Source organism: Thiomonas sp. SCN 64-16 (genome assembly GCF_001725585.1).
Taxonomy (GTDB): Bacteria; Pseudomonadota; Gammaproteobacteria; order Burkholderiales; family Burkholderiaceae_C; genus Thiomonas; species Thiomonas arsenitoxydans.
On record NZ_MEGQ01000044.1, the window covers coordinates 20090 to 37823 of the forward strand.

General features: G+C 63.5%; 18 protein-coding genes, 1 other RNA gene and 1 pseudogene. 10 read left to right on the plus strand and 10 right to left on the minus strand.

Annotated elements, in window-relative coordinates; translation table 11 throughout:
- Positions 1 to 6: 6 nt before the first annotated feature.
- Genes ABT24_RS12215 through ABT24_RS12225 form a run of 3 tightly spaced genes read left to right on the plus strand, consistent with a single transcriptional unit; the run spans position 7 to position 1787 of the window.
- Positions 7 to 225, plus strand: coding sequence for a hypothetical protein (locus ABT24_RS12215; RefSeq protein WP_276731100.1), 219 nt, complete (start codon positions 7 to 9; stop codon positions 223 to 225).
- A 5-nt stretch (positions 226 to 230) separates the two neighbouring features.
- Positions 231 to 794, plus strand: coding sequence for a tRNA adenosine(34) deaminase TadA (gene tadA, locus ABT24_RS12220; RefSeq protein ID WP_013123368.1), 564 nt, complete (start codon positions 231 to 233; stop codon positions 792 to 794).
- A gap of 42 nt (positions 795 to 836) precedes the next feature.
- Positions 837 to 1787 (plus strand): LD-carboxypeptidase, encoded by a 951-nt coding sequence (locus ABT24_RS12225; RefSeq protein ID WP_286737912.1) that lies wholly within the window; start codon positions 837 to 839, stop codon positions 1785 to 1787.
- A 63-nt stretch (positions 1788 to 1850) separates the two neighbouring features.
- Here ABT24_RS12225 and ABT24_RS12230 read toward each other — a convergent pair whose 3' ends face one another.
- From ABT24_RS12230 to ABT24_RS12240, 3 genes are all read right to left on the minus strand, one after another.
- Positions 1851 to 2024: a DUF3106 domain-containing protein gene (locus ABT24_RS12230; RefSeq protein WP_276731092.1), complete on the minus strand. Its 174-nt coding sequence runs from the start codon at positions 2022 to 2024 to the stop codon at positions 1851 to 1853.
- Between the two features lie 100 nt (positions 2025 to 2124).
- Positions 2125 to 2565 (minus strand): anti-sigma factor family protein, encoded by a 441-nt coding sequence (locus ABT24_RS12235; RefSeq protein ID WP_013123365.1) that lies wholly within the window; start codon positions 2563 to 2565, stop codon positions 2125 to 2127.
- Positions 2566 to 2587: 22 nt separating this feature from the next.
- On the minus strand, positions 2588 to 3181 hold the full coding sequence (locus tag ABT24_RS12240; RefSeq protein WP_013123364.1) for an RNA polymerase sigma factor: 594 nt from the start codon (positions 3179 to 3181) through the stop codon (positions 2588 to 2590).
- A gap of 195 nt (positions 3182 to 3376) precedes the next feature.
- Here ABT24_RS12240 and dapC point away from each other — a divergent pair, with 195 nt between their 5' ends.
- The 7 genes and pseudogenes from dapC (at position 3377) to ABT24_RS12275 (ending at position 11229) form a co-directional block, all read left to right on the plus strand.
- Positions 3377 to 4588, plus strand: a complete 1212-nt coding sequence (dapC, locus tag ABT24_RS12245) for a succinyldiaminopimelate transaminase (RefSeq protein ID WP_286737907.1) — start codon at positions 3377 to 3379, stop codon at positions 4586 to 4588.
- A pseudogene (locus tag ABT24_RS12250) lies at positions 4585 to 5296 on the plus strand (2,3,4,5-tetrahydropyridine-2,6-dicarboxylate N-succinyltransferase). Before dapC ends, ABT24_RS12250 begins: the two are co-directional and overlap by 4 nt.
- Before the next feature lie 45 nt (positions 5297 to 5341).
- A complete protein-coding gene (locus ABT24_RS12255) occupies positions 5342 to 6493 on the plus strand; it encodes a PilT/PilU family type 4a pilus ATPase (RefSeq protein ID WP_013123362.1) in 1152 nt (383 codons plus the stop codon).
- A 30-nt stretch (positions 6494 to 6523) separates the two neighbouring features.
- The gene (gene dapE / locus ABT24_RS12260) at positions 6524 to 7672 is read left to right on the plus strand and encodes a succinyl-diaminopimelate desuccinylase (RefSeq protein ID WP_276731083.1); all 1149 of its coding nucleotides are present in this window, start codon (positions 6524 to 6526) and stop codon (positions 7670 to 7672) included.
- Positions 7669 to 8619, plus strand: a complete 951-nt coding sequence (gene prmB / locus ABT24_RS12265) for a 50S ribosomal protein L3 N(5)-glutamine methyltransferase (protein ID WP_423837831.1) — start codon at positions 7669 to 7671, stop codon at positions 8617 to 8619. Before dapE ends, prmB begins: the two co-directional genes overlap by 4 nt.
- On the plus strand, positions 8616 to 10565 hold the full coding sequence (locus ABT24_RS12270; RefSeq protein WP_276731078.1) for an ABC-F family ATP-binding cassette domain-containing protein: 1950 nt from the start codon (positions 8616 to 8618) through the stop codon (positions 10563 to 10565). Before prmB ends, ABT24_RS12270 begins: the two co-directional genes overlap by 4 nt.
- Before the next feature lie 271 nt (positions 10566 to 10836).
- The gene (locus ABT24_RS12275; RefSeq protein WP_013106127.1) at positions 10837 to 11229 is read left to right on the plus strand and encodes a DUF6858 family protein; all 393 of its coding nucleotides are present in this window, start codon (positions 10837 to 10839) and stop codon (positions 11227 to 11229) included.
- Positions 11230 to 11308: 79 nt separating this feature from the next.
- Here ABT24_RS12275 and ABT24_RS12280 read toward each other — a convergent pair whose 3' ends face one another.
- The 7 genes from ABT24_RS12280 to ABT24_RS12310 all read right to left on the minus strand — a co-directional run.
- The gene (locus tag ABT24_RS12280) at positions 11309 to 12661 is read right to left on the minus strand and encodes an MATE family efflux transporter (RefSeq protein WP_276731075.1); all 1353 of its coding nucleotides are present in this window, start codon (positions 12659 to 12661) and stop codon (positions 11309 to 11311) included.
- A 10-nt stretch (positions 12662 to 12671) separates the two neighbouring features.
- Positions 12672 to 14369: a hypothetical protein gene (locus tag ABT24_RS12285; RefSeq protein WP_276731072.1), complete on the minus strand. Its 1698-nt coding sequence runs from the start codon at positions 14367 to 14369 to the stop codon at positions 12672 to 12674.
- Positions 14370 to 14500: 131 nt separating this feature from the next.
- Positions 14501 to 14761 (minus strand): type B 50S ribosomal protein L31, encoded by a 261-nt coding sequence (locus ABT24_RS12290; RefSeq protein ID WP_013106124.1) that lies wholly within the window; start codon positions 14759 to 14761, stop codon positions 14501 to 14503.
- 140 nt (positions 14762 to 14901) lie between these two features.
- A complete protein-coding gene (gene rho, locus ABT24_RS12295) occupies positions 14902 to 16164 on the minus strand; it encodes a transcription termination factor Rho (protein WP_013106123.1) in 1263 nt (420 codons plus the stop codon).
- Positions 16165 to 16388: 224 nt separating this feature from the next.
- Entirely contained in the window at positions 16389 to 16718 is a 330-nt protein-coding gene (gene trxA, locus ABT24_RS12300) for a thioredoxin TrxA (RefSeq protein ID WP_013106122.1), read from the minus strand.
- Between the two features lie 158 nt (positions 16719 to 16876).
- Positions 16877 to 16975, minus strand: an RNA gene (gene ffs / locus ABT24_RS12305) — signal recognition particle sRNA small type.
- Positions 16976 to 17036: 61 nt separating this feature from the next.
- A partial coding sequence (locus tag ABT24_RS12310; protein WP_286737910.1) for a bifunctional UDP-4-keto-pentose/UDP-xylose synthase occupies positions 17037 to 17734 on the minus strand: 698 nt, incomplete at its 5' end.

Genomic DNA, 17734 nt, shown 5'->3' on the forward strand with positions numbered 1-17734 from the left:
AGCCACATGCGCCTGCTGTTCGGACTCATCGGTTTGCTGCTGACGCTGCTGATCATCGTCTGGCTGGTGCGCACCCAACTCACCGGACAGGTCGGGGTAGCGACGTCCCCGTCTGCTGCCGGTGCGCGTGGTGACGAGGGGCAGCCGACGTCGGCCGCGCTCAAGCAATTCAAGCAATCGCTCGACAAGGCGCTGAAAGCGCGGCCAGCCAGTGTGCCCGAGTGAAGCCTATGACGCCGACGTTTGCCCCCGATCTTGAGGCTGACCGCGCGTTCATGCGTCTGGCGCTCGACCAGGCGCAGAATGCCTGGTTGCTGGGCGAAGTGCCGGTGGGCGCCGTGATCGTGAAGGACGGCAAGGTCATTGCCACAGGCTACAACCGGCCGATCGGCGACCACGACCCTACGGCCCACGCAGAAATCGTGGCGCTTCGGCAGGCGGCCCATCTGCTGGGCAACTACCGTTTGCCGGAGTGCACGCTATACGTCACGCTGGAGCCCTGTGCGATGTGCGCCATGGCTTTATTGCATGCACGCTTTGCCCGTGTGGTGTTCGGCGCGCGAGACCCCAAGACGGGAGCGGCCGGCAGTGTGGTGGATCTGTTTGCCGAGCCCCGTCTGAACCACCATTGCGACATCACGCCCGAGATCGAGCAAGAGGCTTGCAGCGCGCTGCTTCAGGATTTCTTCCGGGCTCGTCGCAAGGAGCAGAAGCGGCCGGAGGAATCTGTGCACGACGCCTGCCTCTCGGGCATCGAGGTGACCGAGCTGGATATCGAGCCGCCTCTTTCCTGATTTCTCGTCTTTTCTCATCCTCAACCCTTTGCGGCCTTGTTCATGCCAGATATCGAATCCGTCCCCGACCTGAAGCCCCGACGCGGTTTGCTGCGCCTTGTCTCACCCGCGGGCGCCGTGCAGGAGCCGCCGCGACTGGAGGTGGCCAAGGCCCATCTGCAAGCGTTGGGCTTTCGCGTACAGGCCGGTGCGCAAGTCCTGGCGCGGGTACAGCGCTTTGCCGGGACCGATGCGCAGCGTCTGCGCGCGCTCCACGATGCGGCGCGCAGCAAGGCCGATGTGGTGATGATGACCCGCGGGGGTTATGGTCTGAGCCGCCTGCTGCAGGCCATCGACTATGAGCTGCTGGCGGAAGCCATCAAAGGGCGTAAGCAGATGTGGGTCGGGCACAGCGACTTCACCGCCCTGCAACTGGCCTTGCTCGCAAAAACGGGCGCGGTCACGTTCAGCGGGCCGATGGCCTCTTACGACTTTGGCGACAAGAAGCTCGATGACATCACGGTAGACAGCTTTTTGGATGCGGCCGACGGCACCCTGGAAGCGGTGGGTTTTGCCTGCGACGATGCGCCGCGCGGTCTTGACGTCGAGGGCGTGCTTTGGGGCGGCAATCTGGCCATGGTGACCAGCCTGATCGGCACGCCGTACCTCCCTCGCGCCAAAGGGCTGCTGTTTCTGGAGGATGTGAACGAACATCCCTACAGCGTCGAGCGCATGTTCAGCCAGCTGCTGCATGCCGGTGTGGCCCAGCGCCAGAAGGCGGTGTTGCTCGGGCAGTTCACAGCCTACAAACTCAGTGCCCACGATGCCGGCTACGACCTGAACGCCGCGGTGGACTGGCTGCGTGCGCAGCTCAAACCGCATGGCGTGCCCGTGCTGACCGGGTTGCCGTTCGGTCATGTGCGCACCAAACTGACCTTGCCCCACGGGGTTCACACGCATGTGCTGCGCGACGGGCAGGAAGTCTTTCTGTTTTTCCCGCACGCCCAACACTGAGTCTGACTCACCGCAGCGAACAGCTCAGGGTGGTTCAAGGACGGCGGGTTATTCGAGCTCGCTTTATTGGCGCCGCTGCTGGTACTCACGCCGCAGCCGCTCCTGCTCGCTGGGCGGAAGGCGCTTGAAGCGCTCTTGCTCCTGCAGAATGCGCTCGCGCTGCTGTGGCGGCATGCGCTCCCACTGCTGGTATGCGCCTTGGCCATCGCGCTGATTTGCAGAGGCCGTCGGTGCCATCACCATCACTCCAAACGCAGAGATGGCGATGGCCGCCGCGGTGAGTCTTGCCTTACGCAGTTGGACGCGAAATTGGGCGCGCGATTGGGTCGAATGGCGCTCAAGCCGGATTGCCATTTTGCAGCCCCTGTTGCAGCATTTGCGGGTGATTGGAAAGCCACTGATAGAACTCGATGTTCTGAACCGCGTCAGCCACCTGCGGGCTGAGTGACTGGGAGTCAAATCCACCCGGATAAGCCCCGTTGCTGCCTGCGAGGTGCGGCACGCTGATGAACACCGCCAAAGCCAGCGAAGCGGTGGCCATGCCTGCGGCAAACACCCGGGGCCAGCGCACGGTGCGAGAAGATCGGCGCGGCAAGCGTGCGGCAAGCTGGGGCAGGGGCGCCAGAAGTTGGCTCAGCTGTTGGCCGAACTGCAACTCTTGCTGGCACTGAGGACAATTTTTCAGATGAGCTTCGATATGCGCCGCCTGTTCAGCCGACGCCAGACCACTGCGATAGTGGTCGATCTGAGCGGAAGTGAGATGGTTGCGGGTCGTCATGATGTCACCTGATTCAGGCAGTTCAAACTTTAGCGGGATGGTCGGATTCAAGCAATTCCCTCAAGCGGGTGAGCGCGCGCATGTGGTGCGTTTTGACGCTGCCTTCACTGACTTTCATCGCCGCCGCCGTGTCCACGATGGACAAACCTTCCATTTCGCGCAGCAGAAACGCCTCGCGCTGCCGCGGGCTCAGGGCGGAAATGGCATCGGCAATACGTCCGGCAAGCTGGCCGTTGGCGACTTCCTGCTCCGGGCCGAGGGCGGTGTCGGCAATCTGCTCCCAGCTGGGCGGTTGATCCTCTTCTTCGTCGCTGGAGAAGAAAAAATCGAAAATCTTCTCCACCTTGCGCCGACGGTGCATATCGGTGATGCGGTTGCGCAGAATGCTGTAGAACAGCGGCGCCCATTCCTCCGCTGGCCGCAGCTTGTAGTTGCTCACCAGTTTGAGCAGGCTGTCCTGCACCACGTCGGCAGCCAGGGCGGCGTCGCGCAATTCGATCAGCGCCATGCGGGTGGCACGCACGCGCACCTCGGTGCAAAAACGGTTGAGTGCGACCGAATCGTGTTGCGAGGTGTCGATCACGAGCGCTGGGGAGAGGGCGTAAGCATGATCCATAGCATAGTGGGCCGGTTCTGGCGGTGGGGTTTCGGTCGAAAACGGGGTCTTAGCCTCTGTAACGCCATTCCACGTGCCGTGATGACAGCGGATCCGCTCGCCAGACTGAAAATTTCTGTGACACCGCCCGGTTTGCGCCTGCGCAGGGCTCCGTAGAATGGCAGCGCCTTTCGCCATCCCGTCCCAGCGCTTGCCGTGAACCCTCGCCTCGACCTGCTTCAGCCCTATCCGTTTGAAAAACTGCGCGCGCTCCACCAGGGAGTGACGACGCCCGCGCAGTGGCCTGCGATCAGCCTGGGTATAGGCGAACCCAAGCATCCCACCCCGACCTTTATTCGCGACGCCCTGGCCGCCCATCTCGATGGCCTGGCGGTCTATCCGAGCACAATCGGCACGGTGGAACTGCGGGAGGCGTGCGCGCAATGGGCGAGCCGGCGCTACGGTGTGCCGCTGAACGGGCAGACGCAGGTGCTGCCGATCAACGGATCGCGGGAGGCGCTGTTCGCCATCGCGCAGACCGTGGTGGACGCGAGCCGGGCCGGGGCCACGGTGGTTTGTCCCAATCCGTTCTATCAAATCTATGAAGGTGCTGCGTTGCTCGCTGGCGCGCAGCCGTATTTCGCCGCGGTGGATGCGCAGCGCAATTTCGCGGTCGATTGGGCGGCAGTGCCCGAGGCGGTGTGGCAGCGCACGCAGTTGCTCTACGTTTGCTCGCCGGGCAATCCCACAGGCGCGGTCATGCCCCTGGAAGAGTGGAAGTTGCTGTTCGAGTTGTCCGACCGGCACGGTTTTGTCATTGCCAGCGACGAGTGCTATTCAGAAATCTGGTTCGGCGCGCAGCCTCCGCTGGGCGGACTGGAAGCCGCATGGCAACTGGGGCGGACGGACTTTCGCAACCTGCTGTTTTTCACCTCGCTTTCCAAGCGCTCGAACGTGCCCGGTCTGCGCTCCGGCTTTGTCGCGGGCGATGCCAAGCTGATCGCGGCCTTCACCCGCTATCGCACCTACCACGGCAGCGCGATGGGGCCGGCTGTGCAGGCCGCAAGTGCCGTGGCCTGGAACGATGAAACGCATGTCGAGCACAACCGCGCGCTGTACCGCGAAAAATTCGCCGCCGTGCTGCCGATTTTGCAGCCGGTACTCGACGTGCAATTGCCCGATGCCGGGTTCTACCTCTGGGCGGCTACGCCGGGCGACGATGCGCAGTTTTCCCGCGGGCTGCTCGAAAAATACAATGTCACCGTTTTGCCGGGCAGCTATCTGGCGCGGGAGCAGGGCGGCGTCAATCCGGGGCGCGGTCGTATTCGTATGGCGCTGGTGGCCCCGCTGGAAGAATGCGTCGAAGCCGCCCGCCGTATTGCCGCCTATTGTTCTGAACCGATCCACTCACAAAGACCTTCACCATGACGCAACAACTGCAGACCCTTATCGACCAGGCCTGGGAAAACCGCACCGAATACAGCCCGGCCAATGCCCCGGCGGAACTGCGCGAGGCGGTCAGCCATGTGATCGACCAGCTTAACGTGGGCAAACTGCGGGTGGCCGAGCGCGTGGGCGGCGAGTGGGTGACGCACCAGTGGCTGAAAAAGGCCGTGCTTCTGAGCTTCCGTCTGCACGACAACGTGGCCATGCAGGCCGGCGATCTGCACTTTTTCGACAAGGTGCAGACCAAGTTTCACAACCTCGACGAAGCGCAGATGCGCGCCACCGGGGTGCGCGTGGTGCCGCCGGCCGTGGCCCGGCATGGCTCTTACATCGCGCCCAATGTGGTGCTCATGCCGTCGTATGTGAACATCGGCGCTTATGTGGACGAGGGCACGATGGTCGATACCTGGGCCACCGTGGGCTCGTGCGCGCTCGGAGGTGGTGGAGGGTGTGATCGTCGAAGACAACTGTGTCATTTCGATGGGCGTTTACATCGGTAAATCGACCAAGATTTACGACCGCGCCACTGGCGAAGTGAGCTATGGCCGCATTCCCGAGGGTTCAGTGGTGGTCAGCGGCAACCTGCCCAGCAGCGATGGCAAATACAGCTTGTACTGCGCCGTGATCGTCAAACGGGTGGATGCGCAGACGCGCTCCAAGACCAGCATCAACGAACTGCTGCGGACCTGAGCGCAGCCTGCGCGAATCTGCAGTTTCAAACAACTAGGGGGGTGTATGTCGGCAATGGAGCGCTTGTTCAAGCTGATGGCGGAGAAGAAAGCCTCCGATATCTACATCAGTCCGCATGCCCCCATCCTCATCCGCATCAATGGTCATGCGGTGGCAGTGAACCGGCAGGTTCTCACGCCAGAGGAGCCCTTCCGGCTACTGGCTGAAGCCGTGGGGCATGAGCGGGCCGCGGAGGTCACCCGCACCGGCGAACTCAACTTGGGGTTGCCGCGGCCGGGGCTGGGGAGCTTTCGCATCAGCGCGTTCCGTCAGCGCGGCAGCGTGGCGATGGTGGTGCGCTACATCCCCGGAGAAATTCCGGCGCTGGAATCGCTGAATCTGCCCGGCGTGCTGGCCGATCTGGTGATGGAAAAGCACGGCCTGCTGCTCATGGTGGGCTCGACCGGCGCGGGCAAGAGCACCACGCTGGCAGCGATGATCGACTATCGCAATGCCAACAAAACCGGGCATATTCTCACCCTTGAAGAGCCGATCGAATATCTGTTCTCCAATCGCAAATCGATCGTCAATCAGCGCGAAGTAGGCATCGACACCGAGTCTTTGGCGGTGGGCCTGAAAAACGCGCTGCGGCAGGCGCCCGACTGCATCATGATTGGCGAAATCCGCGATCAGGCCACGATGAGTGCCGCCCTGCAGTACTCGCTCTCGGGCCATCTCTGCCTGGCCACACTGCACGCCAACAACAGCTATCAGGCGCTCAATCGCATTGTGGGCTTCTATCCCATGGATCAGCGCGCCGCGTTGTTCAACGATATGGCTTCGGGCCTGCGGGGCATTGTGTCGCAACGGCTCCTGCGGGCGACCGCCGGAGGGCTGACGCCCGCTGTGGAAATCATGCTCAACACCCAGCTCGTGCGCGAGTTGATCGAGAAGGGCGACTTTTCCGGTGTCAAGGAAGCGATGGAAAAGTCCATGGCCGAAGGCTCGCAGACCTTCGAGCAGGCGCTGGCCGCCATGGTGATCGACGGCGTAGTCAGCCGCGAAGAAGCGCTGGCCTACGCCGATTCGCCGACCAATCTGCTCTGGCGTTTGGAAAACGACTCGACGCTGCGCAAGCAGGCGGCGCCCGCCGAGGCGATCGAGGACGATACGCCCTCATTCACTGAAATCACCCTCGACCTGGACTCGCCGCGCTGAAGGCGAGGCCGGGCGCTCCCCATTTGCCGCATGTCTCCCACTCAATCCCTGGTCCATGACCTGATTTCCCGCCATTCCATCACTCCGCAAGACGAAGGTTGTCAGCAGGTGCTGCGCGACCGTTTGCAAGCGCTGGGCTTTGTTTGCGAAACCGTGGAGAGCGGCCCGCCCGACTTTCGCGTGACCAATCTTTGGGCGCTGCGCCCGGGTTCCAAGGCGGATGCCGCCGTGCTCGTGTTTGCCGGCCATACCGACGTCGTGCCCACTGGGCCGCTGGATCAGTGGCAAAGCCCGCCGTTCACCCCGACGGTGCGCGATGGCAAGCTGTATGGCCGCGGAGCCGCCGACATGAAAACCTCGCTGGCCGCCATGGTGGTGGCGGTGGAGGAGTTTCTGGCGGCCCATCCCCAACCGAGCCATGCGATCGCCTTTTTGCTCACCAGTGACGAGGAAGGCCCGGCGCGCGATGGCACGGTCAAGGTGTGTGAGCTGCTGACGGCGCGCGGCCAGCGTCTGGACTGGTGCATCGTGGGCGAGCCTACCTCCACCGCGAAGCTGGGCGACGTGATCAAGAACGGGCGGCGCGGTTCGCTCTCTGGTCGGCTCACGGTGCGTGGCGTGCAGGGGCATATCGCCTATCCGCATCTGGCGAAAAACCCCGTTCATCTCGCCGTGCCCGCCCTGGCTGAATTGGCGGCCCTCACCTGGGATGCAGGCAACGCCTACTTCCCGCCGACTTCCTGGCAGATGTCCAATATTAATGCGGGGACCGGGGCGACCAATGTCATTCCGGGCGAACTGGTGGTGGATTTCAACTTTCGCTTTTCCACCGAGTCCACGCCCGATCAGCTCAAGCAGCGCGTCCACGCCACCCTCGACCGCCACGCGCTGAACTACACGCTCGACTGGACGCTGGGCGGCGAACCCTTCCTGACGGCGCCCGGCGCGCTCTCCGCCGCGCTGCAATCGGCCATTCACGCCGAGACCGGCATCGCGGCCGAGTTGTCCACCACCGGGGGCACCTCCGACGGCCGGTTCATCGCCAAGATCTGCCCGCAAGTCGTCGAGTTCGGGCCGGTGAATGCCAGCATTCACAAGATCGACGAATGGGTCGAAGTAGACGCCATCGACCCGCTCAAAAATATCTATCGCCGCACCCTCGAGGCCTTGGTGGCATGACGCCGCCGGAGCAACGAACGGGGGCGATTTCAGCCGCTCGCACCTTGGGCACAGCCTGGGCGTTGGCGGCTCAGGCGCTGCAATCCGCTGATCTCGACTACGGACATGGCTGCGCCAGCGCAGAAGACGAGGCCGCCTGGCTGGTGCTGCACGCCGCGGGCTTGCCTGCGAGCGAGGCCGGTGATTTTGCTACTTACGCCCATCAATCCCTGACCGCGCAGCAGGCGCTTCAGATCGAGACGGTGACAGCGCAGCGCATCGCCACCCGGCAGCCCCTGGCCTATCTGCTGGGCGAGGCATGGCTGGTGGGCTTGCGCTTCGTGGTCGATCCGCGCGTTATCGTGCCGCGATCTTTCATTGCCGAACTGCTCGATGAAGGCGCGCTCGACCCCTGGCTGACCGAACCGCCTTACCGCGTGCTCGATATGTGCACAGGCTCTGGTTGCCTGGCCATTCTGGCCGCGCTCGTCTGGAACGATGCGCAGGTGGACGCCGTCGATCTTTCTGCCGACGCGCTGGCCGTGGCCGAGATCAACCGCGAGACCTACGCCCTGCAGCACCGGCTGCGGCTCATCGCCTCCGACCTCTGGGCCTCGCTCGCTGCTGCACCGTCCCAGGCCTACGACTTGGTGCTGTGCAACCCGCCGTATGTGCCGGCCGCCAGCATGCGGGCCCTGCCCGAAGAATATCGCCATGAGCCGGAGATGGCGCTGGCGGGCGGTGCGGACGGCATGGATCTGGTGCGACGTTTTCTGCACGACGCGCCCGCGCACCTTTCAGCGCGGGGCATCGTGGTGCTGGAAGTCGGCAACGAGCGCGCGGCTTTCGAGGCCGCGTTTCCCACGCTACCCGCGATCTGGCTGGAGACCGAGCTGCATGCTGAAGGCGTGTGCGTGCTGACGGCGGACGATTTGCGACTCGCCTTCGCGCCCGGAGCGGGAGCATGATCCGGCTCACCGACATCGTCTTGCGCCGCGGCATTCAGGTGGTGCTCGATCACGCCAGCCTGACCCTGCACCCCGGCGACAAGGTCGGCCTGGTGGGGGTGAACGGCGCGGGGAAAACGTCTTTGTTCGCCTTGCTGCTCGGCGGCCTGAATGAAGATGCGGGCAAGTTGGAAAAGCCAGCGAACTGGCGCCTGGCCACGGTGGCGCAAGATGTTCCCGACTCCGACGGCACCGCGACCGATTTCGTGCTGCAAGGCGATGTGGCTCTGCAAGCCGCGCAGCAGGCGCTGCAGGCCGCCATGGCCGCGCCCGAACATGACGAAGCCTCGGGTCATGCCCTGGCCGAAGCGCAGCATGCGTTTGAACTGGCCGACGGCTATACCGCCCGCGCCCGCGCCGAAGCCTTGCTGCTCGGCCTGGGGTTCAGCATGGCCGAGTTGCGCAAGCCGGTGATGCAGTTCTCCGGCGGTTGGCGCATGCGGCTGGCCTTGGCGCAGGCGCTGTTCGCGCCCAGCGACTGTCTGCTGCTCGACGAGCCGACCAATCACCTCGATCTCGACGCCCTGGTCTGGCTGGAGCAATGGCTGGCACGCTATCCCGGTCTGCTGCTGGTCATTTCGCACGACCGCGAATTTCTCGACGCGGTGTGCCGCGTCACCGTGCATCTCGACGGCGGCAAGCTCACCCGCTACGGCGGCAATTACACCCTGTTCGAAGAGCAGCGCGCCGAAAAACTCATGCAGCAGCAAGCGGCGTTTGCCCGCCAGCAGCAAGACATCGCGCGGCTGACACGCTTTGTCGAACGCTTCCGCGCCAAAGCGACCAAGGCGCGGCAGGCGCAGAGCCGCATGAAAGCGCTCGAGCGCATGGAGCGGCTGGCGCCGGTCTATCTGAGCGGGGCGCTGCGCATTGAACTGCTGGAGCCGCTGAGCCTGCCGCAGCAGTTGCTCACCTTGAGCGAGGCCGATTGCGGCTACGGCGATCCGCCGGTGTTGCGCTCGGTGGCGCGCGACATCACCGGTGGGCTGCGCATCGGCATTCTGGGGGCGAACGGGCAGGGCAAGTCCACGCTGGTGAAAACGCTGGCCGGGGTGTTGCCCCTGCGGGCCGGGCACCGCCGAGAAGGCAAAGGGTTGGTGATCGGCTACTTCGCGCAGCAGGAAGTGGATGTGCTGCGGCTGGATGAGTCGCCCCTGCAGCACATGCAGCGACTGGCGCGCGACATCGCCCCCAACACCACGGAGCAGGAATGGCGCAACTGGCTCGGACGCTATCAGTTCGACGGCGACATGATGACCCGCGCCTGCGGAAGCTTTTCCGGCGGCGAAAAAGCGCGGCTGGCGCTGGCCCTGGTGATCTGGCGCAAACCCAATCTGCTGCTGCTCGACGAGCCGACCAACCACCTCGATCTCCCCACCCGCGAGGCGCTCGCCATGGCCTTGCAGGACTTCGCGGGCACCGTGCTGCTGGTGTCGCACGACCGGGCCTTGCTGCGCGCCACCTGCGACGCATTCTGGCTGGTGGCCGACGGTCAGGTTCGAGATTTCGACGGCAGTCTCGACGACTATCAGCAATGGGCGCTCTCGCGCACCGCGCAGCGGCAAAGCGCGGCGCAGGACAAGCCGAAGCCGCCCGGCGCCGCCGCAGACGAACCCTTGCCCGCCGCCGACCGCAAAGAAGCGCGCCGCCAGCAGGCCGAGCAGCGGCAGCAGCGCGCGCAACAGCTCAAGCCGGTCAAGGCCGAGTTCACTCGGGTCGAACAAGAGCTGCGTCAGCTCGAAGCCGAGCGCACCGCTATCGAGGCCGCGCTGGCGCGCCCGGATACGCCAGCCGCCGAACGGGTAGAGCAGGGGCGGCGGCATCACGCCCTGGCCGAGCGCATCGGCGCGTTGGAAGAGCGCTGGCTCGAACTGGGCGAACAGCTGGAGTCTTTGCAATCGGTTTGAGAGCCCCCAGACCTGTCGCTTTCGCGCCAGGCCCCCCGAGGGGGATGAGGCCCGCGGCTCCAAGCTGCCCTGCGGCAGCTTGGACGGATCCGAATCCGAGCGGCTTGCAAGCCGCGAGGCGGAGAAAACTTGGGACGGCCCTACGTTTTCTCATGCGCGCCCGCCGCGAAATTTGATCCATGCTGATATGCGAACGTTTCTATCCGAGTAAATTACTCGGTTGTTCATTCACCTCAGCGCTGACCTGTCTGCGCGCCATCCCGGAGTTCCCATGAAACAAACCCTGCTGCAGGAAAAATATCCCGTTTACGTTGCCGAAGTTTCCAAATCCGAAACGCGTTACACCACGGTCGATGAAGTGGTGGCGTATTTCAAGGAAAAGATCGCGGCCAACCCCAAGGTGAAATTCATCGCCGTGTTCGACCATTTCGAACACACCACCAACATCGGCGGCACCATTGCGCCGGAGATCAAGGCCGCAGCCGAAGTGATTTTCTGCTTCGGCATCGCGCTGCCCAACCCCATGGTGCTGGCGGTGCGTCCCCGTTCCATCGGCATTGCCGATATGGGCGACAAGTTTGTAGTCACCTTCCTCGAGGCGCCGATGGCTCCTGCCAACGAAGCCATGGAAGCCTGGACCAAGGGCCTGCACAACAAAGATTGATGCCGACTCCGGCCCTTTCAGCATGACCAAGGCGCCGCGCGACTGCGAAGTCCGCGGCGTTTTTTTGTGTGCCGAAAAACTACCCTGGAGCCCTGCGAGCCGCGCGCCACAACAGCGCGGAAAAGCAGCTTGCCGCGATCGCCAGTCCGGTGGTGTTGCCCATCCAGAATCCGGCGGCGCCTTGCAGCGCGGGCGGGGTGATGCCCAGCGTGTTGAATCCCAGCAGATAGCCGCCCCCCAGGCCGACCCCCCATAGTGACAGCGCGTACAACATACTGGGCAGCAGAGCGATATGGTACGAGCGCAGGATGAAGGCGCTGGTGGACTGCACCGCGTCGAACACCTGATAGAGCGCGATGAACAGGAACAGGTGATAAGCCACGGCCTGCACCTGCGGGTCGGAGGTGTACCAGCCGATGATGCGCCCGCGTTCCAGCCAGACGACCAGACCGATGATGACGGAGAGCAGCGCAGCAGCCCCCACGCCGCTCCAGGCCGTGTGCCGCGCGGCCCGGGTATGGCCGGCGCCCAGATGCTGGGCCACTACCGAGCCCGTAGCGATGGAAATGGACAGCGGCAGCATATAGAGCACGGTGGCGAAGCTGGCGGTGATCTGGTGGGCCGCCAGCACGGTGTCTCCCAACCTAGCGATGAACAGCGCCATGAAGGTGAACGCCGACACTTCGACCAGCAGGCTCAGGCCAATCGGCCCGCCCAGACGCAGCAAATGCGCTTGCGCCTTCCAGTTGGGCCACTCCCAGCGCGAGAGCGCGGCATAGGGACGCAGCGCGGCGCTGTAGCGGTGCTGCAGCAGCGCCACGGCAAGCAGCCCATATTGAGTCAGCACGGTGGCGGCGGCGCAGCCCTCCGCGCCCAGCGGCGTCATGCCGTGCAGGCCAAATTGCCCGGGCAGTAGAAACACGGCATTGAGCAACAGCTTGACGCCCAGGCCCCCGATCTGCAGGGCGGCGGTGAGCAAGGGGCGCGAAATGGCCTGGCTGAGCGCGGCGTGCACCCGAAAGGCGAGAGCCGCCGGTAGGCCGAGAGCGAGAATCGCCAGATAGCGATCAACCGTCGCATCGCGCGCCTGCCCGGTCAACGCCAGCAGTGGCTGCGGCCAGAGCAGCACCGCGATGCCCAGAGCGCAAAGACCTCCGGCCAGCCAGAGTCCCTGGCGGAAACTGGCCCCCACCGCGGCGGGCTGGCCCGCACCGAACCCTCGCCCGAGCGTGGGCAAGAGGGACTGGGTGACCCCGGAGAGCGAGACGAATAAGGTGATGTAAATTGCCTGCCCGATGGACAGAGTGGCCAGACTGGCCGTGGAAGCGAAGTGCCCCAGCATCACCGTATCGGCCACACCGAAGCCGATGACGGCAAGCTGGCCAATGAGCACACTCACCGCCAGACGCAACAGGTTGCGCAGAGGACGCATGGGAAACGGCTCAGGGGCGTGAAGGCACGAGACGTTGGTACAGATAGAGCGTGCCGCCGCGATCCCCCGGACGGCCGCCGCGCCAGATCAGACGCCACTGCGACGCAGGCAGCGGCGCGCGGGCCCCCAGCGCATAGGTGCATTGCGCCGTGCGCGAGGCGGAGAAATCGAGCCGGCTCCAGTAGCCGATCAGCGCCTGTGTGGTCAGATCGATGGCCATAGGCTGCAGGCAGGGCGAGCCGACCTGCATCGACAGCGCGCTGGCGCTCTGCACCGCATGCGCGACCTCGCGCCCCACGTTGCGGTAGGTGCTCGCATAGTTCAGAACTGGCATCCACAAGCTGCCCACCAGCACCCAGGCCAGGGTCACGCCGCTGGCCGACAACACCATGCCCTTCCACAAGGGGTGACGGTGGCGGCCGGTACGCCAAACAACCACCGCACCCCAGGCCAGAGTGGCGAACAGCGAGATCGCCAGGGCGACGGGGTCGAGACTGAATTGAAAGCCCGGCGCCAGCCGTGCAATATTGGCGGCCGGCTTGGCCGGCCAGCCGATAAACATGGCCAGCCACATGACCCAGACCACCAAGGCCAGCAGGCTGTAGAACAGCACGGCAAACCAGTCGATCGCTGCCAGGCCCGCGCGGCGCAACACCGGCAGCGCGAATCCCGACAGAATGGCCAGGGGCGGCAGGGCCAACAGAAAAACCTTGTCGTTGTTGCCCAGCGCCAGCGCGCTCAGCAAGGCCAGGGCTGCAAGAGCCCAGGCGGGCCGCAGATGCCAGGCCAGCAGGGACTCACGCCAGCGCCACAAGCCCCATGCGGCCAGCGGCCAGGCTGGCCAGGTGAACCACAGCCCGATGCGAAAGAAGTTGGCCAGAGTATCCAGATCAGGCCATTTGCCTCGCAGCATCCACCCCATCTGCGATTCGGCCCACAGTGCTGACAACACACCGATCGCCAACGCCAGCATGAGTGCCCAGTTGGCGCGGCGCAGACTGCCCCACAGCACGAGACCGAGCGTAAAACTCAGCAGCAGGGCAAACCATCCCGCCGCCGTCAGCGCCAGACACAGCAAGCCCGTGGCGATCAGACTGGCCGATTTCCAGGGTTTTCGCGGCAGCAGTGATACCCCCAGCAAAACGCCGCTCACCGCGGCGAGTTGCACGACCTGGGTCGAGGCTTCGTGACCGCGCCCCAACAGGCCCAGCGTGGCCAGTAAGGTCAGCAGTACCCCATCGGCAATGGCGCGGGCATAGTCGTTGGGAGCGATGGGCGGACCAAACGCGGGCCGCACCGGTTGGGCGTCGTCGTGGCGGGCGAAGTGAAAGGCGGCGTACCACGTCAGGCTCATGCTCGCCGCTAATGCCAGCATGAACGGCAGCCGCGACGCGAGCACCGGCCCCAGCCAGGAACCCAGGAGTTGTATCGATCCCGCCCCCAGCCAGTGGGCCAGCCAGCCGCCACTGACCGCCTGCCCGTAAAGCGTGGGATGAAACCAGGACGTGAGACCCTGCGCCATCTGCCACATCACCGCAAAACTCAGGCCATCCGTGCGCCAGGGATCGCGACCGATGAATCCCGGAAGAAGGTAGGCCGCACACAGAAGCAAAAGCAGCGGCCGCGACAGTTTGCCCACCGCACCGGGCTGCAGCGAGGGGCGCGCCGGCGGTCTGCGGGTCTGTCCGTGAGAAAACGGCGAACTCATGGCGAGTGCGGTAGCGGATGAGAAGGGCGGATGCGTGGGAAACAACAACGGGCAGCCAGGCTGCCCGTTGTGCGGTGAAACTCAGGGGTTGCTGCGTACAACCCCGTGGCGCGAAAGGCGCGCGATGCGCCTCAGGCCTTGCCCGCGGCCTTGGCGAACTTCTGGCGGAACTTCTCGACGCGGCCGCCCAGCGTATCGATGCTCTTTTGTTGACCGGTATAGAACGGATGCGATTCGGCGCTGGTTTCCACCTTGTACAGGGGAACCTCACGGCCGTCGTCGAGCTTGATGGTTTCGCGGGTCTGCGCGGTGGACGAGATGAGAATCTGCGAACCAGTGGACAGGTCGAGGAAGCAGACTTCGCGGTACTGGGGGTGGATTCCTGATTTCATGGGGGTTCCTTGGGTAACGATCTTGACGATCAAACGCTAGCCGCCGACGCCTGGGCTTGTTGCAAACGAGCGCTGCATGCGGCTGTTGCAAACAGTCGGTACTTGGCAAAACGCAACATTGTCGCAGATTTTTCGGGCGATCAACCGCCTCGGCGCATCAGATCGAAGAATTCGGCGTTGTTCTTGGTCTGCTTCATCTTGTCGAGCAGAAATTCCATCGCCTGAATCTCGTCCATGGGATAGAGCAGCTTGCGCAGAATCCAGGCTTTTTGCAGGATTTCGGGCTTGAGCAGCAGTTCCTCGCGGCGTGTGCCCGAGCGGTTGATGAGCATGGCGGGATAAACGCGCTTCTCCGACAGACGGCGATCCAGATGGATTTCCATATTGCCGGTGCCCTTGAATTCTTCGTAGATCACTTCGTCCATGCGGCTGCCGGTATCGACCAGCGCGGTGCCGATGATGGTCAGCGATCCACCCTCTTCGATATTGCGTGCCGCGCCAAAAAAGCGCTTGGGGCGTTGCAGGGCGTTGGCATCAACCCCGCCGGTCAAAATCTTGCCGGAGGTTGGAATGACGGTGTTGTATGCCCGCGCCAAGCGAGTGATGGAGTCGAGCAGAATGACCACATCTTTTTTCAGTTCTACCAGACGCTTGGCTTTTTCGATCACCATTTCGGCGACCTGCACATGGCGTACAGCCGGCTCGTCGAAAGTGGAACTGACCACTTCTCCCCGCACCGAGCGCTGCATTTCGGTCACTTCTTCCGGGCGCTCGTCGATCAACAGCACGATGAGCACCACTTCAGGATGATTGTTGGTGATGGCATGCGCAAGCGCCTGCAGCATCACGGTCTTGCCGCTTTTGGGCGGGGCGACCAGCAGACCGCGCTGCCCCTTGCCGATCGGGGCCACGATGTCGATCACGCGGCCGATGATGTTCTCTTCCCCCTTGATGTCGCGCTCCAGACGCATGTGCTCCGTGGGGAACAGCGGCGTGAGGTTCTCGAACATGATCTTGTTCTTGTTCTCCTCCGGGGTCACGCCGTTGACGCGGTCGACCTTCACCAAGGCAAAGTAACGCTCGCCATCCTTGGGTACACGCACCTCACCCTCGATGGAGTCGCCAGTGTGCAGATTGAAACGGCGGATCTGGCTGGGTGAGATGTAGATGTCGTCGGGCGACGCCATATAGCTCGACTCGGGCGCCCGCAGAAAGCCGAAGCCGTCCGGCAGAACTTCAAGGCAGCCGTCGCCGAACACCTGCTCGCCAGTGCGGGCGTGCTTTTTGAGGATGGCAAACATCAGTTCCTGCTTGCGCAGGCGGCTGGCGTTTTCAATCTCGAACGACTGCGCCATTTCAAGCAGCTTGGAGACGTGCGTCGCTTTGAGTTCGGACAGATGCATGATGAAAAACTCGGGAAGGGGAGGCTGCGCAATATCCGTCGTCAGACGGTGCGTGCATCAGAGCAGCACGCGCAAGCAGCTAAAAGAATCGTGAGGGAATGTGGGCCGTGCCAAGGGTGCACGGCGGGGTGTCACGGCGATTGAATTGCCTGGCGCGGCGGTTCAACCTGAGTGTTGCGCGGTGCGATGCTTGAGGATTGCGAACTGCACCGCGCGATCAAAAATTATAGATGGGCGTCGACGAAAGCCGTCAATTGGGACTTGGAGGCAGCGCCCACTTTGTTGCCAGCCAGTTCGCCGTTCTTGAACAGCAGCAGGGTGGGAATGCCACGAATGCCGAACTTGGCGGGGATGCTGCGGTTCTCGTCCACATTGACCTTCATGATGGCGAGCTTGCCCTGGTATTCGCTGGCCATCTCGTCGAGCGTGGGCGCAATCATGCGGCAAGGCCCGCACCACTCGGCCCAGAAGTCCACGAGAACGGGAACGCCGGACTTCAGCACGTCTTGCTCGAAATCGGCGTCATTGGTGTGTTTGATCAGTTCGCTAGCCATGGTCACCTCGATAGAAAGATTTGATGGGGATTTTGACACAAGTTGCCGCTGTGGCGCTGAACGCGTGTGGTGGTCACGGAATCAGCGCTGCGACAAAAAGCCTTTGGGTTGCCGATGAACAAGCGCGCATCAGACGCAGCGGGCAGGCAAAGTGTTGGGGTGACGAGCCGTTCCCCCGGCACTCACGGTAAACGGCTGTGGCTGCTCCGTTCCCGACCTGACCAAGTTCACCGCGCCGCGATGCGAGGCGGCCCGTCGAGTGACATTGTAGGGGCAATCGCAGGGCCATCACTGCAGCGCGTGTGGCGGGGCGCCGAGTCAATCGCCCGTTTCTTCCATCAACGCCCGCGCCTGGGCGATTTGGCCGCGATAGGCCTCGAAAATCTTGCGCAGTGCGGTCTGCATGTCGGCCTTGGGCGTCCAGTCGAGGTCGCGCATGGTGTTGGTGATTTTGGGCACGCGGTTCTGCACGTCCTGATAACCCGCGCCGTAATACGCGCCAGAGCTGGTTTCCACCACCTTCACGTTTTTGGCCGATTCGGCGTATTCGGGCATGTCGGCAGCCAGGCGCAGCATCATGTCGGCGAGTTCGCGCACCGAATGATTGTTGGCCGGATTGCCGATGTTGTAGATCTGGCCGCTGGCCACGCCGTTCTTGTTTTCGATGATTTTCATCAGCGCGTCGATGCCGTCGTCAATGTCAGTAAAGGCGCGTTTCTGGTGACCGCCATCGACCAGGCTGATGGTTTCGCCGCGCACGATATGGCCCAAGAACTGGGTGACGACGCGGGAGCTGCCTTCCTTGGCCGAAAAAATATTGTCCAGTCCGGCGCCGATCCAGTTGAACGGGCGGAACAGGGTGTAGTTCAGGCCGTCCTGCTGGCCGTAACCGGCAATGACGCGATCCATCAACTGCTTGGAGCAGGCGTAGATCCAGCGCGGCTTGTTGATCGGGCCGTAGACCAGCGGCGAATTCTCCGGGTCGAATTCAGCATCGCCGCTCATGCCGTACACCT